Genomic DNA, 19,859 nt, shown 5'->3' with positions numbered 1-19,859 from the left:
TGGCCCGGAACGCCCTGACCGGGCACGCTCTGACCGGGCACGCTCTGACCGGGCACGCTCTGACCGGGCACGCTCTGACCGGGCACGCTCTGATCTGGAACACCCGGACCCGGAACGCCCTGACCCGCTACGCCCGCCCCCTGAACCGGGTCCCCGTCCAGACGGAACGGTGCGGCGGGCATGCGGCGGCCCGGGACCAACGGCGGCACGCCGCCCGCGTCAGGCGCGGGCGCGTCGACGTACCAGTCCTCGTCGGGAGCGGGGGGCCGGGCAGCGCGGCCGCGGAACCAGTCGGCGTCCGGTCCGCCGTACAGTTCCTCGCGGAGGTGGCGGTCCCGGTGGTAGAGGTCGACCGGGCGTTCCTGCTCGATCGTGGGCTTGCGCGAAGAGTCCTCGGCGGGTGCGTCACCGTACTCGTCGGGAAGGTCCGCACCGAGGTCGCCGCCGAAGTCCCCGCCGAGGTCGCCGCCGTGGTCCCCGGCGAACTCCTCCCCCGGGTCGCCCACGGGCTCCTCGAGGTCGCGGAGTTCGCGGAAGGCGGGGACCTCGGGTCGGCGCGGTTGCCGTCCGCCGTCGTGCGGCGGCGGGGTGGCGTTGTCGTCGGTCACGGCGCCCCCTTACGCGCGGAAGACGTGGCGGCGAATGGCCGCCGCGTTGGAGAAGATGCGGATGCCGAGCACGACGACCACGCCGGTCGACAGCTGCGCGCCGACGCCCAACTTGTCGCCGAGGAACACGATCAGCGCGGCGACCACCACGTTGGACAGGAACGACACGACGAACACCTTGTCGTCGAAGATCCCGTCGAGCAGCGCCCGGACGCCGCCGAAGACCGCGTCAAGGGCCGCGACGACCGCGATGGGCAGGTACGGCTCCAGTTCGTGCGGAATCACCGGACGGGCGAAGAAACCGACCACGACCCCCAACGCCAGGCCGAGTACCGCGATCACGCTTGTCCTTCCTCATGCGTCGGCGCGTCGTCCCGCGCCGCCGCGTTGTCCGTCTTGGGCTTGCCCCGTCCCGAGGTCGCCGGGTTGCCGCCGGTCGGGGTCCGGGTGGGCCGGCCGCTCTTGGTCGGTGTCGCCGCCCCGCCCGGGGTCGTCGATGACGTCGGCGCCTTGGTGCCAATGTCCCCCGAACCGGGGTTCGGGCTCTCCGAGGGAGACACCGTACCGGTACCTGGGGTGCCACTAGGGCCGGGTCGCGGTGCGGGGGCCGTGGTGCCGGGGGCAGGCGGCGGCGCGATCGGCGTGCCGCCGGTCGGCGGGGCGCCCTCGGGCTGCGCGACGCGGAGCGTTATGCCGATGGCGGCCGGGAGTTTGATCTTCTTCTCGGTGCCGATCGTCGAGCGGATGCCGTACTTGCCGCCGATGTGGCGCAGGTACACGCCACCCGGCCCGCGCTCGAAGGCGTCGCGCATGGCCTTGGCGTCGCCGATGGCCAAGGCCGTGTACGGCGGCGACAGCGGCCGGTTGTCGACCAGGATGGCCGCACCCGCCGCCCGGATCGCGGACAGCGCGGTGAGCCGCTGACCGTTGATCGCGATGGCCTCCGCGCCGGCCGCCCAGAGCCCGTTGACGACCTGCTGCAGATCGCGGTCGTAGACACGGCCGTTGGCCAGCGACTCGGCCTGCTGGCGCGGGTCCGCGTTGGGGTCGTCCTTGCCGGCGTCCTGCTCCGCGTTGTCGACCACGACCTTGACCCCGGGGCCTTCGACGGGGTCGGCGCCGGTGGTGGTCGCGAGGAGTTCGGCGCGCTTGACCTCTTCCGGGGTGAGGTTGCGGTCCTGCATCGCGTCCACCTGGTCACGCAGCGACTCGACTTCGTCCTGGAGCCGGTCGGCCTCGGCCTCGCGCGTGTGGATCCGGTTGACCAGGTCGCGGCGCTCCTTCTCGGCCTGCGGCGCGGTGGCCCGTACCTGCATGGCCGCCATGGTCACGACGACGGCGATGAGGCTGACCCCCACGGCGACGAGCAGGCGCGTGCCGGGCGCGCGGCTGATGGCACCGCCTTCGCCGCGGACCGCACGGCGGGCGGTGGCCTCGGCATACCCCTCGTCGAGGCTGTGATCCATGATGTTGATCAGCAGCGACATCGACGCGTCGGGGCGTTTGTACTGGGCCTCCCCGGGCGCCGACTTCCGCGTCATGGGCCCCATAGTTCCATGCCGACCCGCACCGTCGCCGCAGGGCCCGGTACGCGGGGCAGAGCAGCCCTCGGCGGCGCGCGCACCGCAGGTCGCGGCGGGTACGCGAGGACCCCCGCCGCGTCCTCGCGGCGGGGGTCCTGAAGGTGTGTCAGGCGCCTGCGCCAGTCGCCCGGTTCGGGCAGCCGTTCAGGCGCCCACGCACGGCACCCGCTCCCGGCACCGTTCCGGACTCCGTGCCGGGATCCCCTCCCGGCACCGGTACGTGCACACGTTTCAGTCGCCCGCGTGCTCCACGACTTCGGACCACTCGTCGAGCAGTTCCTCGGCCGCCGTGTCGTCCGGGCCCTCCGCCCACAGGTGGGTGACCGCCTCCGCGATGTCCGGCAGCACGAGCACCCAGCGACCGTCGGATTCGACCACGCGCACGCCGTCCGTGGTGTCGATACCGCGGTCCCCCGCGGCCTCGACGACCGAGCGCATGACCATGCCCTTGGCCGCCCACGGCGTCGGTACGTCGCGGCGCAGCACGTGCGCACGCGGGATGCGCGCGTCGATCTGACTGAGGGTCAACTGCGTGCGGGCGACCAGCCCGATGAGGCGTACGAACGCAGCCGTGCCGTCGAACACCGTGCTGAACTCCGGCACCACGAACCCGCCGCGCCCGTCTCCGCCGAACACCGTGCCGTCCTGCGCCGCCACGCGCGCGAGGTCGTCGGGCGACGTCGTCGTCCAGCGCACCTGCACGCCGTGGTACGCCGCCACCTGCTCCGCGATGCGCGTCGTGGTCACCGGCAGCGCGATGCGCCCGCCGCGCCGCTCGGCCGCCACCAGGTCGAGGAACACCAGCAGCGCGCGGTGGTCGTCGATGATGCGGCCGCGCTCGTCGACCAGCGACATGCGCTCGCCCACGGGGTCGAAGCGCACGCCGAAGGCGGCCCGTGCGGACGACACCATTTCGCCCAGACGGATGAGTCCGGCCGCGCGGTCCTCGGCGGTTTCGGTCGGACGCGCGTCGTCCAGGCCGGTGTTGACCGTGAGGGCGTCGATGCCGAGGCGGCCGAGCACACTCGGCAGCACCAGCGCCGCGTTGCCGTGTGCCGCGTCGACGACGACCTTGAGGCCGGAGTCCGGCACGCCCTCGACGTCGAGGGCCTTGAGGAGCGATCCCGCGTAGCTGTCGAACGGCCGGGACGGGAACGTCAGTTCGCCGATCTCGCCGGGGAAGGCCCGGCGGTACTCCTGGCGGCCGAAAACGCGGTCGAGCTTGCGCTGCGCGCCCTGCGAGAGGTCGGCGCCGCGTTCGTCGAAGAACATGATGTCGACGGAGTCCGGCACGCCTGGCGTAGTGCGGATCATGATGCCGCCCGCCGAGCCGCGCGCGGTCTCCTGGCGGGCCACCGGCATCGGCACGTTCTCGAGGTCGCGGACGTTGATGGCGCTGGTCTGCAGGGCGGAGATCACGGCCCGCTTGAGGGCACGGGCGCCTCGCGAGTGGTCGCGCGCGGTGGTGACCGTGGCGCCCTTCTTGAGGGTCGTCGCGTACGCCCCGGCGAGCCGCACCACCAGTTCGGGGGTGATCTCGACGTTGAGGATGCCGGACACGCCGCGCGGCCCGAAGAGGTTCTTCTGCCCGCGCGACTCCCAGATCACCGAGGTGTTGACGACGGCGCCGGCCTCGATGGTCTTGAAGGGGTACACGCGCACCCCGGCGGCGACGAGCGACTCCTCCTCGATGAGGCATTCGTCGCCGATGACCGCGCCCTCGTCGATGCGTGCCGCGCGCATGACGTCGGTGTTCTTGCCGATGACACAGCCGCGCAGGTTGGTCTGCGGGCCGACGTACACGTTGTCGTGGATGACCGCCTTGTGCAGGAAGGCGCCGCGCTTGACGACGACGTTGCTGCCGAGCACGGTGTGCTCGCGGATCTCGACGCCGCCCTCGACCTTGGCGTAGTCGCCGATGTAGAGCGGGCCCTTGAGGACCGCGTCCCGGTCGACCTCGGCGCCTTCGGCGACCCACACGCCCGGGGCCAGTTCGAAGCCGTCGATGTCGACGTCGACCTTGCCGTCGAGCACGTCGGCCTGGGCCTTGACGTAGCTCTCGTGGGTGCCGACGTCCTCCCAGTAGCCCTCGGCGACGTAGCCGTAGATGGGCTTGCCCTCTTCGAGGAGCTTGGGGAAGACGTCGCCGGACCAGTCCACGGACACGCCTGCGGCGACGTAGTCGAAGACCTCGGGCTCCATGACGTAGATGCCGGTGTTGACGGTGTCCGAGAACACCTGGCCCCACGTGGGCTTCTCCAGGAAGCGGTCGACCCGGCCCTCGTCGTCGATGATCGTGATGCCGAACTCGACGGGGTCCGGTACGCGTGTGAGGCACACGGTGACCATGGCCCCCTTGGCGCGGTGGTACTCCACCAGCTTGGTCAGGTCGAAGTCGGTGAGCGCGTCTCCGGAGATGACCAGAAACGTGTCGTCCTTCAGTGCCTCTTCGGCGTTCTTGACGCTGCCCGCGGTGCCGAGCGGCGTCTCCTCGTTGGCGTACTGGAGACTCATCCCGAGTTCTTCGCCGTCGCCGAAGTAGTTCCGCACCAGGGATGCCAGGAACTGGACCGTGACGACGGTCTCTGAGAACCCGTGCCTCTTCAGCAGCCGCAGCACGTGCTCCATGATCGGCCGGTTGACCACCGGCAGGAGCGGCTTGGGCATGCTGGAGGTCATCGGGCGCAGGCGGGTTCCCTCACCACCGGCCATGACGACGGCCTTCATCGAGTCAAGTCCTCCCATCGCTTCGCTTCACCCGCGCGGGTCGGCCCCCGATGTGCGGGGGCCTCGCGGGTGGAAAGAGGCGGAGCCGGTCTACGCGTACCCGGCCTCCGCCTGTTTCACCGCGGAAACCAGGCGTCGAGCCTGAACCGCGTACAGGACTCCTGCCCACCAGTAGAGAGCGATACCCCACCAGGCGAATGCCCAGCCGAAGATCGCCGCGAGAGTTGCGACACGTCCGGTCCCGTCGCTGAGCAGCAGACACGGGAAGGAGTACATGAGGTTGAACGTGGCGGCCTTGCCGATGAAGTTCACCGGCAGCAGGCCGTACCCGTGCGCCCGCAGGTACGGGAACAGGGCCGCGATGAACAGTTCGCGGGCCACCAGCACGCCGGTGACCCACAGGGGCAGGATGTCGCGCACCGTCAGGCCGACCAGTGTCGACAGGATGTAGAGCCGGTCCGCCGCCGGGTCGAGGATCTGCCCCACCCGGCTGATCTGGTTCCAGCGCCGGGCCAGCTTGCCGTCCAGCCAGTCGGTGAAGCCGCTGACCATGAGGATCACGAGCGCGATGACGTCGTGTTTGGGACCGCCGAATTCCGGCCACAGGATCAGCCACAGGAACACCGGCACGCCGAGCAGCCGGCCGAAGCTGAGCAGGTTGGGGATGGTGAGGACGCGGTCGGTGGTGATCGCGTTCTCGTCCGCGCGCTGACCGGCTCCCGCCGGCGTGGGCGCCTCGGCCACTCGTGACTCCCTCTGTTCCGTCTGTGCTCGCACTGCCTGTGCTCCGACTGCCTGTGCTCTTCCTACCCGTTCCGGCTGCGGTGCAGGTCAGGCGGTCGGGCCGCCGGACGGTACGGACGTCCCGAGGGTATCGCCGCGCGGCCCCGCTGCCGTCCCTTGCCCCCGCGCCGGGCCGATGCGCAGCGCGGTGTATGCCGCGATCGCGATCAGTGCGATTCCGGCGAAAAGGTACGCGTTGCCGGCCAGGAACTGGAGCACGTTCCACTGGTGCTCACGCCCCTCGCTGTACGGCAGGAGCCACAGCAGCCCCTGTGGCGTCAGCGCCGGCCGCCGCTCCATCGACATCGGCCAGGCGAACGTCAGCAGCGTGAACACCACCGGCAGCGCCACCCACGCGGCACGCACCGGCCAGGACGCCGCGGCCCGGAAACGCACCAGGGAAACGTGCGCGATCAGGACGAAGATCGGCGCGATCCACACCCAGTGGTGGGTCCAGGAGATCGGCGACACCAGCAGCCCGGTGACCCCGCAGGCGACCAGCCCGGCCAGTTCGCGCCCCCGCAGCGAGAGCAGCGTGGCGGCGCCGAGCCCCACGACGGCCGTCACCGCGCACGCGAGCAGCCACAGCGGCTTCTCGGCCGGCCCTTGCTCGAACACGCGGCGCAGCATGCCGTTGAACGACTGGTTGGAGACGAAGTCCTGGCCGACGTTGTTGCCGACCCCGATGGCGTCCGTCCAGTACACCTTCGACGCGTGCGGGATCACCAGCCAGGAGCCGACCGCCGTCGCGAAGAATGTGGCGGTGGCCACCGCGGCGGCCCGGAACCGCCGGGTCAGGACGAGATAGACGATGAAGATCCCCGGGGTCAGTTTGAAACCGGTGGCCAGGCCGATGCCGATGCCCTTCCACCACCGCGTGTCCGGCACCGCGAGGTCCAGCACGACCGCGGCCATCAGGATCACGTTGACCTGGCCGAACAGCAGCGTCTGCTGCACGGGCTCCAGCCACAGCACGACGGCGGCGACCGCGAGGGTGGCGCCGAGGCGGCCCCAGTCGCGGCGGTAGCCGAGCATGCCCCACGAGGCCCACACGACGGCGAGGAGGCACGCGAGGGTCAGGCCGGTCAGGACCAGCTTCAGCGTCGCGAAGCCGAAGGGGAGCTTGAAGAAGACGAGGGCCGCGAACGGCGGGTAGATGAAAGGCAGCTTGCCGATGCCGAAGCGCTTCGCGTACAGCTGCGACTGGTTCTTGCCGAGGGACTCGCCGGCGTCGTCGTAGACGCTCAGGTCGATCAGGCGCCACAGCCAGTCGGGATGGTGGCGTACGGTCCACACCCACGTCGCGGCGGCGACCGCGGCGAGCACCAGGCCCAGCGGCAGCCACACGCGGGAACTCAGCGAGCGGGTGGGCGCGGGGCGGTACGGCACACGCGGCTCGAAGGTGAGAACTTCCCGGCGCAGCGCGGCGACGGTATTGCCGCCGGCGCCCCCCGCGCCACCGGCACCGTCGGCGCCGGTCTCGCCGCTGCTGCTGTTCTCGCGCTGTTCGTCTTGACGCATGGCTGCGTTCGTCGTCCCCGGGGTCGGCATGGGCTGCATCATGGCGTCCTTCGGGCCGTGCCCGCCATTCGGGCCCCTCTCGGCCGCGAGAAGGCCGGGGTCAACCCCCTATGCCGACGCCCTTGCGGCCCGCGCCCTCGTCGGTGCCATCGGGTTCGGAGGAAGCGGAGGAGCCCACCGAGGCGGCTCCCGCGGGCGCGGCGGCCCCCACCGGCTCGGGAGTGCCCTCGACGGCGCCGGAGTCGGGCGTACTGATCTCGACCGGCTCCAGGGACGTCAGGGACGTGTTCTTCAGGATGAGCCACGAGACCACGACCGTGAGCACGATCCCGGCCAGCAGGTAGCTGTTGCCGACGAAGAACTGCCATACGTTCCAGTGGCTTTCCCGGTCCTCGTCACGCGGCACGAGCCACATCAGGCCGAACGGCTGGAGCGGGACGCGCTCGTCCCACTCGCCCAGCGCGTTGATCTTCATGGGCCACGACGCGTAGAAGACGAAGAACCCCGCCGTCGCGAACCACCACAGCTTTCGGCGGCTGGTGAACGCCATGTGCGCGAGCAGGACGAAGGCCGGGATCACCCACACCCAGTGGTGCGACCACGAGATGGGCGAAACGAGCAGGCTGAGCGAGCCGACGATCACCACGCCGAGCAGCTCGCGGCCGGCCAGTGACGCCTTCGCGGCGGCCAGCAGGCCGAGGATCACGATGGCGGCGCACAGGATCAGCCACACCACGCCGACCACCGACTCGTTGTCGATCAGTCGGGTGAGCATGCCCTTGATGGACTGGTTGTTGAGCGTGCCGACACTGAGCTCGCTGTCGACGCGCCCGCTGATCTCGCTGAGGTTCGTCCAGTAGGTGCGGGACGCGTTGGGGAGCACTATCCACCCGAACGCGACCGTGGCGAAGAAGGCGGCGACCGCGGCCACCGCGGCCTTGAAACGACGCGTCATCACCAGGTACACGATGAAGATCGCCGGGGTCAGCTTGAACCCGGCCGCGAGCCCTACGCCGATGCCCTTCCACCAGCGCGCGTCGGGCTGCGCCAGGTCGAGCAGCACGATCGCGAGCAGGGCCAGGTTGACCTGGCCCCAGATGAGGGTCCAGCTCACCGGCTCCAGCCACACGACGACCGCGAACGTGGTCAGCGCCGCACCGAGCCGCCCCCAGCTCCGGCGGTAGCCCAGCATGCCCCACGACGCCCAGCAGACCGCCAGGATCGACACCAGGCTGGAGACGGTCATGAACCACTTCAGCCCCGCGAAGCCCAACGGGAGCAGCTTGACGAAGATGTAGGCGGAGAACGGCGGGTAGATGAACGGGAGTTGCCAGATCCCGAACGACCGTTCGTACAGGATGTACTGACCGCGGTCGTCCACCGACTCGGCGGCGTTGTGGTAGACGCTCAGGTCGAACATCTTCCAGAAGATGTCCGTCTGGGTGAGCGACCACCAGGTCCAGAGTCCGAGTGTCAGCAACGCCGCCGGGACGCCCACGAGCAGGAGCAGCCGCCCGCGCCCGAAGGTCTTGTCCCTCTTGGTCCCGTACGGAGTCCGGGGCGCGAGTGTCAGCAACTCGCGGCAGGACGAGACGAGCACGTGGTGGAAGGACATGTCTTTAGGAGACTCCACTAAGGCACGGGACGGCCGGAGGACGCGGCCGGTGTCAGGATATCGGCAGGCTCTCGTCCCGGTCGGATTGAGACCGCGGCGCGGGCACATGTGGGGACTTCCCTCGCGAGTGCCCGACGTCGACCCGACCGGCCTCCGCTCCGCCGACTCGTGATCGCCAGGTGTGCGTACCGATTCGGCACAGTATCACCGCGCACATGATCATCATTAACAGCCCGACCAGCACATACGCGCTCGCAACGAGCTGTTCGAGGGCCGGCAGCCGCAGCTCACGGCCCCCTTTATAGGGGACATGCCAGATGATCCCGGTGGGTACCGGGCGCGGGAGTTCGACCCGGAGCGAGGGGGGTGCGGCGGTCGCCACGGGTAGCGCGCAGGCCGCCGCGAGCACCGCCGGCAGCCGCAGCCGGTTCCGGCGTACGCCCCGCGCGGCGCTCGCCATGAGGACCGAGCCGGGCACGATCCACACCCAGTGGTGGGACCACGAGACGGGCGAGACGAGAAGCCCTGTGAGCGCCGTCACAGAGACGCCCGCGAGTTCGCCGTGTCGGCGTGTCGCTTCGTCCTGGATCTTCGCGGAAGCCCGGTAAAGAGCCGATGCGAGAAGAATCCCGGCCGCTCCGACCGCCAGCGTGACAGGCACCCAGACGGCGGCGTCCGGACGGGTGTCCCCGAGCAGGCGGACGAGCGCGCCGCGCAGCGACTGGTTGCCGGGGAGCTCGATCGGGCCCATGCGGCCGCTGTCCAGGAAGAGGCCGTTCCAGTAGCGCAGCGAGGCCTCGGGCAGGATCACCGCTCCGGCCAGGACCGTCAGGGTGAACGTGGCCAGCGCGGTCCGTGCTTCGCGCCACCGGCCGGTGGCCAGGAGGTAGACCGCGAAGATCGCGGGGGTGAGCTTGACCCCGGCCGCGAAGCCGATGCCGGCGCCGACGAAGCGGGCGCCGCGTGGGCGGGACAGGTCGTACAGGATCAGCGTGACCAGGAGCAGGTTGACCTGGCCGAAGCGGAGCGTCTCCTGCACGGGCTCGGTCCAGAGCAGGACGGCCGCGGTCAGGGCGGCGGCGCGTCTGCGGGCGCGTACGGGCGCCAGGCCGGCCAGGCCCCACGCGAGGTGGGCGGCGGCGAACAGCAGCGCCAGGTTGCCCGCGACGGCGAGCGGCTTGGCGGCGCCCCACGGCAGCAGGGCCAGGGGGCTGAAGGTGAGCGCGGCCCACGGGGTGTAGGTGAAGGGGAGCCGGGCGGTGCCCACCGCCAGGTCGTACAGGCCGCGCCCGCCGTCCAGCGCGGCCGCTCCCCCGGCCTGGTAGACGCGCAGGTCACCGAGCCACCACATCTGGTCGGGCCGGGTCGCGGCGAGTGCGAGGTACGCGAACAGCGAGAGGCCCAGGAGCACCGCCCAGGCGCGGGCGAGGCGGCGCGTGGCGGTGCTCCGGGCATCGCGGGGTCGGGTGGGCCTTCGGGGGGACACGTCGGGCATAGGCCGAGCGTGTCAGCGCCCTTTGCCGACAAGTCAGAATTCGACCGGGCGCGTCAGGGTGATGACGGCCTTTCAGGTGATTGCGGCGGTTCGGGCGGCGGCATTGGTCCGTTCGGTGGTCGGGGCGCTCGGGCAGGTCGGGCAGGTCGGGTAGGTCGGTCGGGCCGCTCGCGCTGCTGATGCCGCTCGGAGCGCTCGGGCCGTTCCGGCGCTCGCGGTGCTCATGCCTCGCCGCCGGCCCGGCCGGTACGTTCGGCGCCGATGCGGGCGTAGAAGCGCATGACCTCCATGTCGTCCACCGAACCGGGGTTGACGGCCTCGTCGAGCGCGCGGCCCTGCAGGAGCTTCTTGACCGGGATCTCGATGCGCTTTCCGGTGAGCGTGTGCGGCACGCCGGGCGCCACGATGATCTCGTCGGGCACGTGCCGCGGGGACACCTCGGTGCGGATGACCTGCTTGATGCGGTCGCGCAGCGCGTCGTCGAGTTCCACGCCCGGGGCGGGGACCACGAACATCGGCATCCAGTAGCCGCCGTCCGGCTGTTCGATGCCGATCACCAAGGACTCGGCGACCTCGGGGATGCGTTCGACGGCCTCGTAGATGTCCGCCGACCCCATGCGCACGCCGCCGCGGTTGAGCGTCGAGTCGGAGCGGCCGTGTACGACGACGGTGCCGCGCGAGGTGACGGTGATCCAGTCGCCGTGCCGCCAGACGCCGGGGTAGGTGTCGAAGTAGCTGGCCTTGTAGCGCGCGTCGTCCGGGTCGTTCCAGAAGCGGGTGGGCATCGACGGCATGGGGGCGGTGATGACGAGTTCGCCGACCTCGTCGACGACGGAGCGGCCTTCCTCGTCCCACGCGTGGACCGCGCAGCCGAGCGAGCGGGCCTGGAGTTCGCCGAGGTGGACCGGGAGGGTGGGCACGCCGCCGATGAAGGCGCTGCACACGTCGGTGCCGCCGCTGACGGAGGCGAGCCAGACGTCCGGGATCGCGTCCTCGTAGACCCAGCGGAACCCGTCGGGGGGCAGCGGCGATCCGGTGGTGCCGACGCAGCGCACCCGGGAGAGGTCGTGAGTGTCCCGGGGGCGCAGGCCGCGCTTGCGGCAGGCCATGACGTACGCGGCGGAGGTGCCGTACACGGTCGTGCCGGTGCGTTCCGCGACGGTCCACTGCGCGTCGGGGGACGGATGCCCGGGGCTGCCGTCGTAGAGCACGATCGTCGAGCCCACGAGCAGGCCGCCGACCAGCAGGTTCCACATCATCCAGCCGGTCGAGGTGAACCAGAAGAAGCGGTCGCCGGGGCCGAGGTCCAGGTGCAGGGCGTTGTGCTTGAGGTGTTCGAGGAGGATGCCGCCGTGGCCCTGCACGATGGCCTTGGGCAGGCCGGTGGTGCCGGACGAGTAGAGGATCCAGAGCGGGAAGTCGAAGTCGACCGGCTCGAAGTCGTCGTCGTGGTCGCCCGCGACGAGGTCGTGCCAGGCGAGCGCGCCCTCGGGGGCCGCGGTGCCGAGCAGCGGCACGTGCACGGTGTGCCGGAGCGTGGGCAGTTCGCGGACCAGTTCGGCCACCTCGTCGCGGCGGTCGATCTCCTTGCCGGCGTAGCGGTAGCCGTCGACGGCGATCAGGGCGACCGGTTCGATCTGCTGGAGCCGGTCGAGCACGCTGCGGGCGCCGAAGTCCGGCGCGCACGACGACCAGACCGCGCCCACGCTCGCGCACGCGAGCAGCGCGACCACTGCCTCGGGGATGTTGGGCAGGTACGCCGCGACCCGGTCCCCCGGGCCCACGCCCAGTTCCCGCAGGTTGTACGCCAACGCCGCAACGCGCCTGCGCAGTTCGCCCCAGGTGATGTCGGCCGGTTCGAGGCTCTCGTCGAGGTGCACGACGGCGATCTCGTCCGGGTGCGTCTCGGCGCGGCGCAGCGCGTGCCGCGCGTAGTTGAGGCGCGCACCGGGGAACCACTCGGCGCCGGGCATGTCGGCGCTGCCGAGTACGGCGCTCGGCGGACCGCTGAAGGCGACGTCGAAGTACGCGCAGACGGACACCCAGAAGGCCTCGGGCTCGGCGATCGACCATGCCCACAGGTCGGCGTACTCCTCGAACGGCCCGACCCCGCGGTCCTCGGCGAGGCGCGCGGCGAAGTCGGTGACCCGGGCGGCGCGGACGCGCTCCTCCGAAGGACGCCACAGGACCTCGGGTTCGCCGGGCGCTGCGGGCTGGGGCGCGTCGGACATGCGGCTACCTCCGGACGTCACGGCCGCCGACCGGGTTCTCGGCCGGGCGTACCGGGATGGGCTCGGGTCGACCTGACTGTCGACCGCGCCCGAGAATGCCACCCGCCCGCCCGCGGCGCACCCCTCGAGGTACGCCGGAAGGTTGACAGCGGCGCCCCCGAGGCGGGATGTTACTTGCGGTAACACCTCAGCTGTACGACCCAATACTCACGCGCACCACGGACGATCGAGGAGGCCCGGCATGCCGGTTGCGTCTGGCATCAAGGACCGCGAGCTGACCGCGGAGCGCCTGCTGGCCGCGTCCGCGAAGAACTCCTTCGACCCGCTGAAGGACATCGACTGGGACGCTCCGCTGCTCCCGGACACGTACTTCATCAACGAGAAGCGCTGCACGCTCTACGGAACCCGCACCTGGGCGCGCATGAGTCCGGCGCAGCGCGTCGACCTGACTCGGCACGAGGTCGCGAGCACCGCGAGCGTCGGGATCTGGTTCGAGGTCATCCTGATGCAGCTGCTGATCCGGCACGCGTACGACCAGGACATGACCAGCCGCCACATCCAGTACGCGTTCACCGAGATAGCCGACGAGTGCCGCCACTCGACGATGTTCGGCCGCATGATCGAGAAGTTCGAGGCGCCCAACTACGGCCCCGGGCGCTACGCGCACGAGCTCGGCCGGGCCATGAAGACCATCGGGTTCGGCATCCAGACCTTCGCCGCGGCGCTGATCGCCGAGGAGATCCTGGACAGCGCGCAGCGCGAGATGATGCAGGACGAGACGATCCAGCCGCTCGTCCGCGACGTGTCCCGCATCCACGTGATCGAGGAGGCCCGGCACGTCCGGTACGCGCGCGAAGAGGTCGTCCGGCGCTCGCCGCGGCTCAACCGTGCGGAGCTGGAGTTCAGCCGCCTGGTCATCGCGCGGTCGGCGCACGTCATCGCGCACCACCTGATCCACCCGAACGTCTACGCGGCGGTGGGCCTCGACCCGAAGCTCGCCCGTCGTGAGGCGCTGGCCAACCCGTACCGCGACGAGACCATGCGGGCGTGGGCGCGCCGCCTGGTCGCGTTCTTCGAGGAGACCAACCTCATGGGCGGCCCCGGCCTCTTGCTGTGGCGGCGCTCGGGCCTGGTGCCCCGCGACTACCGCCCGCCTGTCGCCCCCGCACGCTGACGCGGCGTCACGCCTCCAGAGCCCCCGGCCGGGCCATCCCCTCACCGTGCCCGGCCGGGCCCGCCGCAGTCGCGCGGTCGCGCGTACGCCCCGACCAGGTCGGGGACACGGATTGTGAGCAGTGCTACTGCCGACCACCTTGCCTCAGGTAACTGACGTACCGTCAGAATAGGGGGGTGGGCCCGCCGGGCCCACAACCGCACAGCCTCCACCGGAACCGTCCGGAGAGGACTGCACCCGAGACGAAGGAGGCCCAGGCGATGAAGGACCACAAGCCTGTGGTCCCCGGCTGGTTCACCACGGACGACGAGGACTTCCGCCTCCTCGGCACCCGGTGTACCGCCTGCGGGACCGTGTTCTTCCCCCGGCAGGACACGTTCTGCAAGAACCCCGCGTGCGCGGGCACCGAGTTCGAGGAGATCAAGCTCTCGGGCCGCGGCACCGTGTGGTCGTACACCAACGCCGGCTACCGCCCGCCTGCCCCCTACGTCTCCGACCCGGACACCGAGTGGGTGCCCTTCACCATCGTCGCCGTGCAGCTCGCCGAAGAGGGCATGATCGTCCTCGGCCAGGCCGAGCCCGGCATCACCGTCGACGACCTGACCGTCGGCGCCGAGGTCGAGATCGTCCCCGGCGTGCTCTACGAGACCGACGAGCAGGTCTACACCACTTGGAAGTTCAAGCCGACGGGAGCAACCGCATGACCCGGGAACGTGAGGTCGTCGTCCTCGGTGCCGGCATGCACCCGTGGGGCAAGTGGGGCCGCAACTTCGTCGAGTACGGCATCAAGGCCGCGCAGGACGCGCTCGCCGACGCCGGCCTCGACTGGCGCGACATCCAGTACGTCGCGGGCGCCGACACCATCCGCAACGGCTACCCCGGCTTCGTCGCGGGCGCCACCTTCGCGCAGGCGCTCGGCTGGACCGGTGCCCGCGTCTCCAGCTCGTACGCCGCGTGCGCCTCCGGCTCGCAGGCCATCGCCAACGCCCGCGCGCAGATCCTCGCCGGCCTGGTCGACGTGGCCCTCGTCGTGGGCGCCGACGCCGCACCCAAGGGCTTCTTCGCCCCCGTCGGCGGCGACCGCCCCGACGACCCGGACTGGGTGCGCTTCCACGTGCTCGGTGCGACCAACCCGACGTACTTCGGCCTGTACGCGCGCCGCCGCATCGACCTGTACGGCGCGTCCGTCGAGGACTTCGCCAAGGTCAAGGTCAAGAACGCGAAGAACGGCCTGCACAACCCGAACGCCCGCTACAAGAAGGCGTTCACCCTCGAAGACGTCGCCGCGTCCCCCGTGGTGGCCGACCCGCTGCGCCTCATGGACATCTGCGCGACCTCGGACGGCGCCGCCGCCGTGGTGCTGTGCAGCAAGGAGTTCGCGGCCAAGCGCACCACCAAGCCGGTGCGCATCTCGGCGGTCTCGACCGTCACCCCGACCTTCCCGAGCGCGGTCATCGAGATGCCGGACATCGCGACGGACTCGTCGGCCGCCGTGCGGCCGAACGACCTGTCCTTCCGCGCGTCGCTGGCGCATGCGGCCTACGAGGAGGCCGGCCTCGGCCCCGAGGACCTCAGCCTCGCGGAGGTCTACGACCTGTCCACCGCGCTGGAGCTGGACTGGATCGAGGACCTGGCGATCTGCGGCCGCGGCGAGGCGGAGAAGCTGCTGCGGGACGGCGAGACCGAGGTCACCGGGCGTATCCCGGTCAACGCGTCGGGCGGCCTCGGCTCGTTCGGCGAGGCGGTCCCGGCCCAGGCCATCGCCCAGGTGTGCGAACTGACCTGGCAGCTGCGCGGCCAGGCGGGCGCGCGGCAGGTGCCGGACGCGAAGGTCGGCATCACCGCGAACCAGGGCCTGTTCGGGCACGGCTCGTCGATCATCGTGACGCGCTAGCGGTCGTCGCGGGGATCCGGAGCTTTGTCGATTTCGTTCCGGGGTCCCGGCGGCCGGTAGCCGCCGGGGCCCCGGCGTTCGCACGAAAGGTGTGCCATGGGTTTCCCGTCCGACGTCGGGGTCGTCGACCTGCTGATGGGCCTGCCGAACAAGGACCGCCGCTGGTGGGCCACCGCCATGGCCGGGACGCTGCGGGACGAGGACAGCCGCAGCGGCATGACCCACCCGGCCGGCTACATGTTCAAGGACCTCCCCGAGATGGAGCGCTCCGCCTCGTCCGCCGACGACCTGCTGCGCGCCATGGACGGGTTCGGGATCGACAAGGCGCTGATCCCGGTCTCGTTCGAGGACGAGGGCACCGTCGACGCCGTGCGCCGCCATCCGGACCGGCTCCTGGGCAGCTTCCAGGTCGACCCGACCAACATCATGGAAGGCGTACGCGCGCTGCGCCGCGCCCGCGAGGAGGCCGGCGTCGTCGCGGCGTCGTTCTTCCCCTGCGGCTGCACTCCCCCGGTGCCGATCGACGACCGCCTCGCGTACCCGATGTACGCGGCGTGCGTCGACCTCGGCCTGCCGGTCTTCGTCAACGCCGGCATCCCCGGCCCGCGCGTCCCCGCGACCGCGCAGGACGTCATGCGGTTCGACCAGGTCTGCTACGACTTCCCCGAGCTCACCGTCGTGATGCGGCACGGCGGCGAGCCGTGGTGCGACCTCGCCGTCAAGCTCATGCTCAAGTGGCCCGGCCTGCACTGGTCCTCGTCGGCGTTCGCGCCCAAGCACTACCCGCGCGAGATCGTCGACTACGCCAACACGCGCGGCGCCGACAAGGTCATGTACGCGGGCTACTTCCCCTACGGCCTGACCCTCGACCGCATCTTCGCCGAACTCCCGAACGTCGGCTTCAAGGACGACGTCTGGCCCAAGTTCCTGCGCACGAACGCCCTGCGGGTGCTGGGTCTCTGAGCCCGGCGGTCACGGCGGCGGCGCCGGCGGGCGCGGCGGGACGGACATCGTCGGGGTGTGCATCAGGGCGGGACTCTGCGGCCGTGGCGGGTAGGCCGACGGCGGCACGGACGGGGGCGGCGGGACGCTCGCCAGGAACTGCGCCCGCTGCTGCGCCTGGCTCGCCCGGTGCAGGTAGACCCCCAGCCAGATGGCGCCGGCCAGCACCAGGACGAACAGGAACCATTCGAGGCCGCCGCCGAAGTCGCCACCCCCGAAACCTCCGTACCCTCCGCCCCCGCCTCCGGTGCCGCCGCCACCGCCGCGGCCCCCGCGACCCCCTCCGCCGCCGCTCGTCCGCCCCGGCAATCGCACGAACTCTTCAAGCATGGCTGCCTCCCCCGACAGGCTCGACGAGCCTCGACGGTACCCAGCACCGGATTTCCGCGGATACGGGGAAGTCCCTTGCGGGGGACAGCGCCCAGGCACCGTGACACGGTTGTGACGAGGTACCGCCGACCGGGTCGATCTTCTGCGCCGCACGGCTGACCGGCGGTCGCACACCTGTCTGATCCGGGGTGCGGCGGGAGATCGAACGCCCATGAGCACTACCGCCGGCCGCCGTTCGCGGCCCTGTGTCGTCCCCGTCGTCCGGTACTCCGGCGACATCACGCAGCCGACCGACCCCGGCGGCCCCGACGAATCCGCGACCCCGGCGGCGCCCGTCCCGTCCCCGCTGTGCCGAGGAGCCCGCATCCGCCGCCGATAGCCCGTGTTCTCCCGGTAGTCAGTAGCCCACGGTGAAGCGGGTGCGGTGGTGCTTGGGGTGCTCGGCCTCGTCGACCAGGGCGACGGCGAGGTCTTCCATGGAGACGGACGAGTTGCCCTCCGCGTCGACGACGAGCTCGTCGCCCCCCACCCGGTAGGCACCGGTCCGCACGCCGGGTTCCAGGACCGCCGACGGGCTCAGGTACGCCCAGTCCACCGACGCCGGGGCAGCCAGCGCCGCGTCCAACTGCTCGCCGCACGCGAGGGCGATCGGTCGCCAGGAGGCCGGGAAGTCGGGCGAGTCGATGACGGTCAGCCCGTCGGTGCCGGGCACGGTGAGGCTTCCCGCGCCGCCGACGAGGAGCAGGCGTACGCCGGTCCGCTCCGCCCCCGCGAGCAGTCCTCGCGTGGCGGCCAGGAGTCCGGCCTCGCTGCCCGGTGCCGGGCGCGTGGCCCCGATGACGAGGTCCTGCCCGGCGGTGAGCGCGACGACGTCCTCGACGCGTGCGGCGTCGCCGACGCGGTGGGCGGCGTCCGGATGCAGGTCCGCGAAGCGCGCGGAGTCGCGTACGACGGCGGTGACTTCGTGCCCCCGGGCCAATGCCTCGGCGACGACGCGGCTGCCGACGTTCCCGGCCGCTCCGAACACGGTGATGCGCATGGTCCACCCCTCCGGTCAATCTCTTAGTGCTAAGAGAAATATATCTCAACGCTAAGGGATCCGCTACCGTGGTGGTGTGGCTGATCATGTGGACCGCATCGTCGAGCAGTGGGGCCGTCAGCGTCCCGACCTGGACGTGTCGCCGATGGAGGTGTTCGGCCGCCTGTCCCGGGCCGCGCGCCTGGCCAAGGCGGAGATGGGTCGGACCTTCGCCGAACACGGCCTCGACGGGCCGTCGTTCGACATGCTGGCGACCCTGCGCAGGAGCGACCCGCCGCACCGCCTCACCCCGGCGGAACTGATGCGCGCGTCGATGGTCACCTCCGGCGCGATCAGTCAGCGCCTCGACAAGTTGGAGGCGCGCGGTCTGGTGACACGCACGCGCGGCGAGGCGGACGCACGCAACGTGTACGTCGGGCTCACCGACAAAGGCCGCACCCTGATCGACGCCGCCCTGCCCGACCACGTGGCCACCGAAGAGCGCATGCTCTCCGGACTGGGCGCGGCACAGCGCAAGGCGTTGGCCTCCGGCCTGCGCGCACTGCTGGAGACCCTGGGCGACGACGACTGACCCGAATGGTCCGGGACCCCCACCCGACCTACCGGACCGCCACCGCGTCGTCGGCAGGTCAGCACTCAGACGGTGGCGCGGGTCGACGTGTCGAGGAGTTCAGGGAGGGACCCCGGGAAGTCGGGGAGCAGGCGCAGGGCCACGAGCCAGGCGTCGATCCGGTCGCCGAGGGACGCGGCGGCGAGCGTGCCCAGCGCGTGCGCGCGGGCCTCGGGGGTCAGGTGTTCATAGGGCCTGAGCGCCGGAGGTGCGGGAGGCGGCGGCGGAACACCGGCCAGGGTGGCCGCCGTCGGGCCCGGCGGGACGCGGAACCACCACGGGGTGAGGACCCGCGCGGGGTCGGCGGCGACGCCGGTCGTACGCGGGTCGGCGCGGACCACGTCGGCGCGGGCCCTGAACTCGTCGGGGCACCCCGGCTGGTCCCCGAGGGTGAGCGTGGCCACTGTGCCCCAGCGCAGTTGCGCGTCGCAGCGCATCAGTTCGTCCCAGCCCAGCACGTGGGGGGCCAGCAACAGCAGGTGCAGGCCCGAGGGGTGCAACAGGCTCGGTGGGCGGTAGCCCGTGGGCTCGTCGGACAGCCACATGGTGTCGTGCCGGCGCAACTGGGCGATCAGCGGCCGCTTTCGCGCCTTGAACGTGCTCAGCCGATGCATGATGCCCGGACCGTCGGGGTGCCTGAACGCGCGGGCGACCACGTCCGCTTCCTTCTTGCCGAGGGTGGTCCCGTGCCTGGCGAACGTCGCGTGGCCCCGCTCCGGCCCGAGGAGTCGCAGGAGGTTGTGCCCCGCGCGCAGGACCACGGCCCGGTCGGCAAGCGTCCCGTCGCGGAAGATCCCGCGCAGTCCGTGGACGACGTACGCCGCGTCGGGCGACTCGACCAGCGCGTACTGCTCGTGTCGCGTGCGGTCGTACGGGCGGCTGTCCAGCAGCGCGCGGCCCGGGTCGGCCACCGCCATCACGCGCACCATCAGGTCGCGGTGGACGCGCGGGTGCAGCGCGAGCCGCCAGGCGGTCCGGCCGTCGGCGCGGTCGGCCAGCCGCTCCAGGTCCTCGGGTGCCAGCGCCTGGTTCGCGGCCAGGGTGTGGCGCAACACCGGTGAGCCGCGGGTGATCACGGCGTCGACGACGCGCCGGTCCGCACCGTGCGTCCCGGCCAGGATGGCGCCGCGCAGGTCGGCGGAGCACCGCTCCAGCAGCGGGACGAGGATGTGGTCCGGCGCGTGGCTCAGCAACTGCGCCGGCCCGTTCACCTTTCGCCTCCTTCGCGAGACCGTTGCACGTTAGGT

18 protein-coding genes are annotated in these 19,859 nt (G+C 71.4%); 6 read left to right on the top strand and 12 right to left on the bottom strand.

The window, feature by feature from the left end:
• The 9 genes from AB0C36_RS17070 to AB0C36_RS17030 all read right to left on the bottom strand — a co-directional run.
• Positions 1 to 103: Cys-every-fifth RiPP peptide CefA (locus AB0C36_RS17070; protein ID WP_358354732.1), on the bottom strand; the 103-nt coding region annotated here is incomplete at its 3' end.
• Positions 104 to 617: 514 nt separating this feature from the next.
• Positions 618 to 950, bottom strand: a complete 333-nt coding sequence (locus AB0C36_RS17065) for a small basic family protein (RefSeq protein WP_358354718.1) — start codon at positions 948 to 950, stop codon at positions 618 to 620.
• Complete coding sequence (locus AB0C36_RS17060; RefSeq protein WP_358354715.1) at positions 947 to 2,149, bottom strand: DUF881 domain-containing protein; 1,203 nt, start codon at positions 2,147 to 2,149, stop codon at positions 947 to 949. Before AB0C36_RS17060 ends, AB0C36_RS17065 begins: the two co-directional genes overlap by 4 nt.
• A gap of 273 nt (positions 2,150 to 2,422) precedes the next feature.
• Positions 2,423 to 4,918, bottom strand: a complete 2,496-nt coding sequence (locus AB0C36_RS17055) for a sugar phosphate nucleotidyltransferase (protein WP_358354729.1) — start codon at positions 4,916 to 4,918, stop codon at positions 2,423 to 2,425.
• Positions 4,919 to 5,008: 90 nt separating this feature from the next.
• On the bottom strand, positions 5,009 to 5,662 hold the full coding sequence (gene clsA / locus AB0C36_RS17050; RefSeq protein ID WP_358354712.1) for a cardiolipin synthase ClsA: 654 nt from the start codon (positions 5,660 to 5,662) through the stop codon (positions 5,009 to 5,011).
• Positions 5,663 to 5,749: 87 nt separating this feature from the next.
• Entirely contained in the window at positions 5,750 to 7,222 is a 1,473-nt protein-coding gene (locus AB0C36_RS17045) for a glycosyltransferase 87 family protein (RefSeq protein ID WP_358354711.1), read from the bottom strand.
• Between the two features lie 100 nt (positions 7,223 to 7,322).
• Complete coding sequence (locus AB0C36_RS17040) at positions 7,323 to 8,837, bottom strand: glycosyltransferase 87 family protein (RefSeq protein ID WP_358354709.1); 1,515 nt, start codon at positions 8,835 to 8,837, stop codon at positions 7,323 to 7,325.
• A 52-nt stretch (positions 8,838 to 8,889) separates the two neighbouring features.
• Positions 8,890 to 10,332 (bottom strand): glycosyltransferase 87 family protein, encoded by a 1,443-nt coding sequence (locus tag AB0C36_RS17035; protein WP_358354707.1) that lies wholly within the window; start codon positions 10,330 to 10,332, stop codon positions 8,890 to 8,892.
• A gap of 221 nt (positions 10,333 to 10,553) precedes the next feature.
• Positions 10,554 to 12,563, bottom strand: a complete 2,010-nt coding sequence (locus AB0C36_RS17030) for an acetoacetate--CoA ligase (RefSeq protein ID WP_358354704.1) — start codon at positions 12,561 to 12,563, stop codon at positions 10,554 to 10,556.
• A 241-nt stretch (positions 12,564 to 12,804) separates the two neighbouring features.
• On the opposite strand from AB0C36_RS17030, the gene AB0C36_RS17025 reads away from it, so the two are divergent.
• The 4 genes from AB0C36_RS17025 to AB0C36_RS17010 all read left to right on the top strand — a co-directional run bounded on the left by AB0C36_RS17025 (position 12,805) and on the right by AB0C36_RS17010 (position 16,594).
• Positions 12,805 to 13,737 carry an AurF N-oxygenase family protein gene (locus tag AB0C36_RS17025; protein ID WP_358354701.1) on the top strand — a complete coding sequence of 311 codons (933 nt, stop codon included), beginning with the start codon at positions 12,805 to 12,807 and terminating at the stop codon, positions 13,735 to 13,737.
• A 260-nt stretch (positions 13,738 to 13,997) separates the two neighbouring features.
• The gene (locus AB0C36_RS17020) at positions 13,998 to 14,441 is read left to right on the top strand and encodes a Zn-ribbon domain-containing OB-fold protein (RefSeq protein ID WP_358354699.1); all 444 of its coding nucleotides are present in this window, start codon (positions 13,998 to 14,000) and stop codon (positions 14,439 to 14,441) included.
• Positions 14,438 to 15,631 carry a lipid-transfer protein gene (locus tag AB0C36_RS17015; protein WP_358354697.1) on the top strand — a complete coding sequence of 398 codons (1,194 nt, stop codon included), beginning with the start codon at positions 14,438 to 14,440 and terminating at the stop codon, positions 15,629 to 15,631. The genes AB0C36_RS17020 and AB0C36_RS17015 overlap by 4 nt, the downstream gene beginning before the upstream one ends.
• Before the next feature lie 96 nt (positions 15,632 to 15,727).
• Positions 15,728 to 16,594, top strand: a complete 867-nt coding sequence (locus AB0C36_RS17010; RefSeq protein ID WP_358354695.1) for an amidohydrolase family protein — start codon at positions 15,728 to 15,730, stop codon at positions 16,592 to 16,594.
• 9 nt (positions 16,595 to 16,603) lie between these two features.
• On the opposite strand, the gene AB0C36_RS17005 is transcribed toward AB0C36_RS17010, so the two are convergent.
• The gene (locus AB0C36_RS17005) at positions 16,604 to 16,963 is read right to left on the bottom strand and encodes a hypothetical protein (RefSeq protein WP_358354693.1); all 360 of its coding nucleotides are present in this window, start codon (positions 16,961 to 16,963) and stop codon (positions 16,604 to 16,606) included.
• Positions 16,964 to 17,174: 211 nt separating this feature from the next.
• On the opposite strand from AB0C36_RS17005, the gene AB0C36_RS17000 reads away from it, so the two are divergent.
• Entirely contained in the window at positions 17,175 to 17,342 is a 168-nt protein-coding gene (locus AB0C36_RS17000) for a hypothetical protein (RefSeq protein ID WP_358354691.1), read from the top strand.
• Positions 17,343 to 17,360: 18 nt separating this feature from the next.
• Here AB0C36_RS17000 and AB0C36_RS16995 read toward each other — a convergent pair whose 3' ends face one another.
• Positions 17,361 to 18,002, bottom strand: a complete 642-nt coding sequence (locus tag AB0C36_RS16995; RefSeq protein WP_358354688.1) for an NAD(P)-dependent oxidoreductase — start codon at positions 18,000 to 18,002, stop codon at positions 17,361 to 17,363.
• Between the two features lie 76 nt (positions 18,003 to 18,078).
• Between AB0C36_RS16995 and AB0C36_RS16990 the strand changes: the two genes are divergently transcribed.
• Positions 18,079 to 18,573: a MarR family winged helix-turn-helix transcriptional regulator gene (locus tag AB0C36_RS16990; RefSeq protein ID WP_358354685.1), complete on the top strand. Its 495-nt coding sequence runs from the start codon at positions 18,079 to 18,081 to the stop codon at positions 18,571 to 18,573.
• Between the two features lie 65 nt (positions 18,574 to 18,638).
• Here the strand turns inward: AB0C36_RS16990 and AB0C36_RS16985 are convergent, their stop codons facing one another.
• Entirely contained in the window at positions 18,639 to 19,823 is a 1,185-nt protein-coding gene (locus AB0C36_RS16985; protein WP_358354682.1) for a hypothetical protein, read from the bottom strand.
• Between the last annotated feature and the right edge of the window lie 36 nt (positions 19,824 to 19,859).

The organism is Streptodolium elevatio (assembly GCF_040649515.1).
Lineage (GTDB): Bacteria > Actinomycetota > Actinomycetes > Streptomycetales > Streptomycetaceae > Yinghuangia > Yinghuangia elevatio.
The sequence above is the reverse complement of the archived record's forward strand: the minus strand, read 5'-3'. Positions and strand labels throughout refer to the sequence as shown.

Bases quoted from the DNA above. Each gene is read 5' to 3' on its own strand.
- AB0C36_RS17005 (WP_358354693.1), bottom strand. From the start codon at position 16,963: ATGCTTGAAGAGTTCGTGCGATTGCCGGGGCGGACGAGCGGCGGCGGA.
- AB0C36_RS17030 (WP_358354704.1), bottom strand. From the start codon at position 12,563: ATGTCCGACGCGCCCCAGCCCGCAGCGCCCGGCGAACCCGAGGTCCTG.
- AB0C36_RS17025 (WP_358354701.1), top strand. From the start codon at position 12,805: ATGCCGGTTGCGTCTGGCATCAAGGACCGCGAGCTGACCGCGGAGCGC.
- AB0C36_RS17060 (WP_358354715.1), bottom strand. From the start codon at position 2,149: ATGACGCGGAAGTCGGCGCCCGGGGAGGCCCAGTACAAACGCCCCGAC.
- AB0C36_RS17040 (WP_358354709.1), bottom strand. From the start codon at position 8,837: ATGTCCTTCCACCACGTGCTCGTCTCGTCCTGCCGCGAGTTGCTGACA.
- AB0C36_RS17020 (WP_358354699.1), top strand. From the start codon at position 13,998: ATGAAGGACCACAAGCCTGTGGTCCCCGGCTGGTTCACCACGGACGAC.
- AB0C36_RS17015 (WP_358354697.1), top strand. From the start codon at position 14,438: ATGACCCGGGAACGTGAGGTCGTCGTCCTCGGTGCCGGCATGCACCCG.
- AB0C36_RS17000 (WP_358354691.1), top strand. From the start codon at position 17,175: ATGAGCACTACCGCCGGCCGCCGTTCGCGGCCCTGTGTCGTCCCCGTC.
- AB0C36_RS17035 (WP_358354707.1), bottom strand. From the start codon at position 10,332: ATGCCCGACGTGTCCCCCCGAAGGCCCACCCGACCCCGCGATGCCCGG.
- AB0C36_RS17045 (WP_358354711.1), bottom strand. From the start codon at position 7,222: ATGCGTCAAGACGAACAGCGCGAGAACAGCAGCAGCGGCGAGACCGGC.
- AB0C36_RS16995 (WP_358354688.1), bottom strand. From the start codon at position 18,002: ATGCGCATCACCGTGTTCGGAGCGGCCGGGAACGTCGGCAGCCGCGTC.
- AB0C36_RS17055 (WP_358354729.1), bottom strand. From the start codon at position 4,918: ATGAAGGCCGTCGTCATGGCCGGTGGTGAGGGAACCCGCCTGCGCCCG.
- AB0C36_RS17010 (WP_358354695.1), top strand. From the start codon at position 15,728: ATGGGTTTCCCGTCCGACGTCGGGGTCGTCGACCTGCTGATGGGCCTG.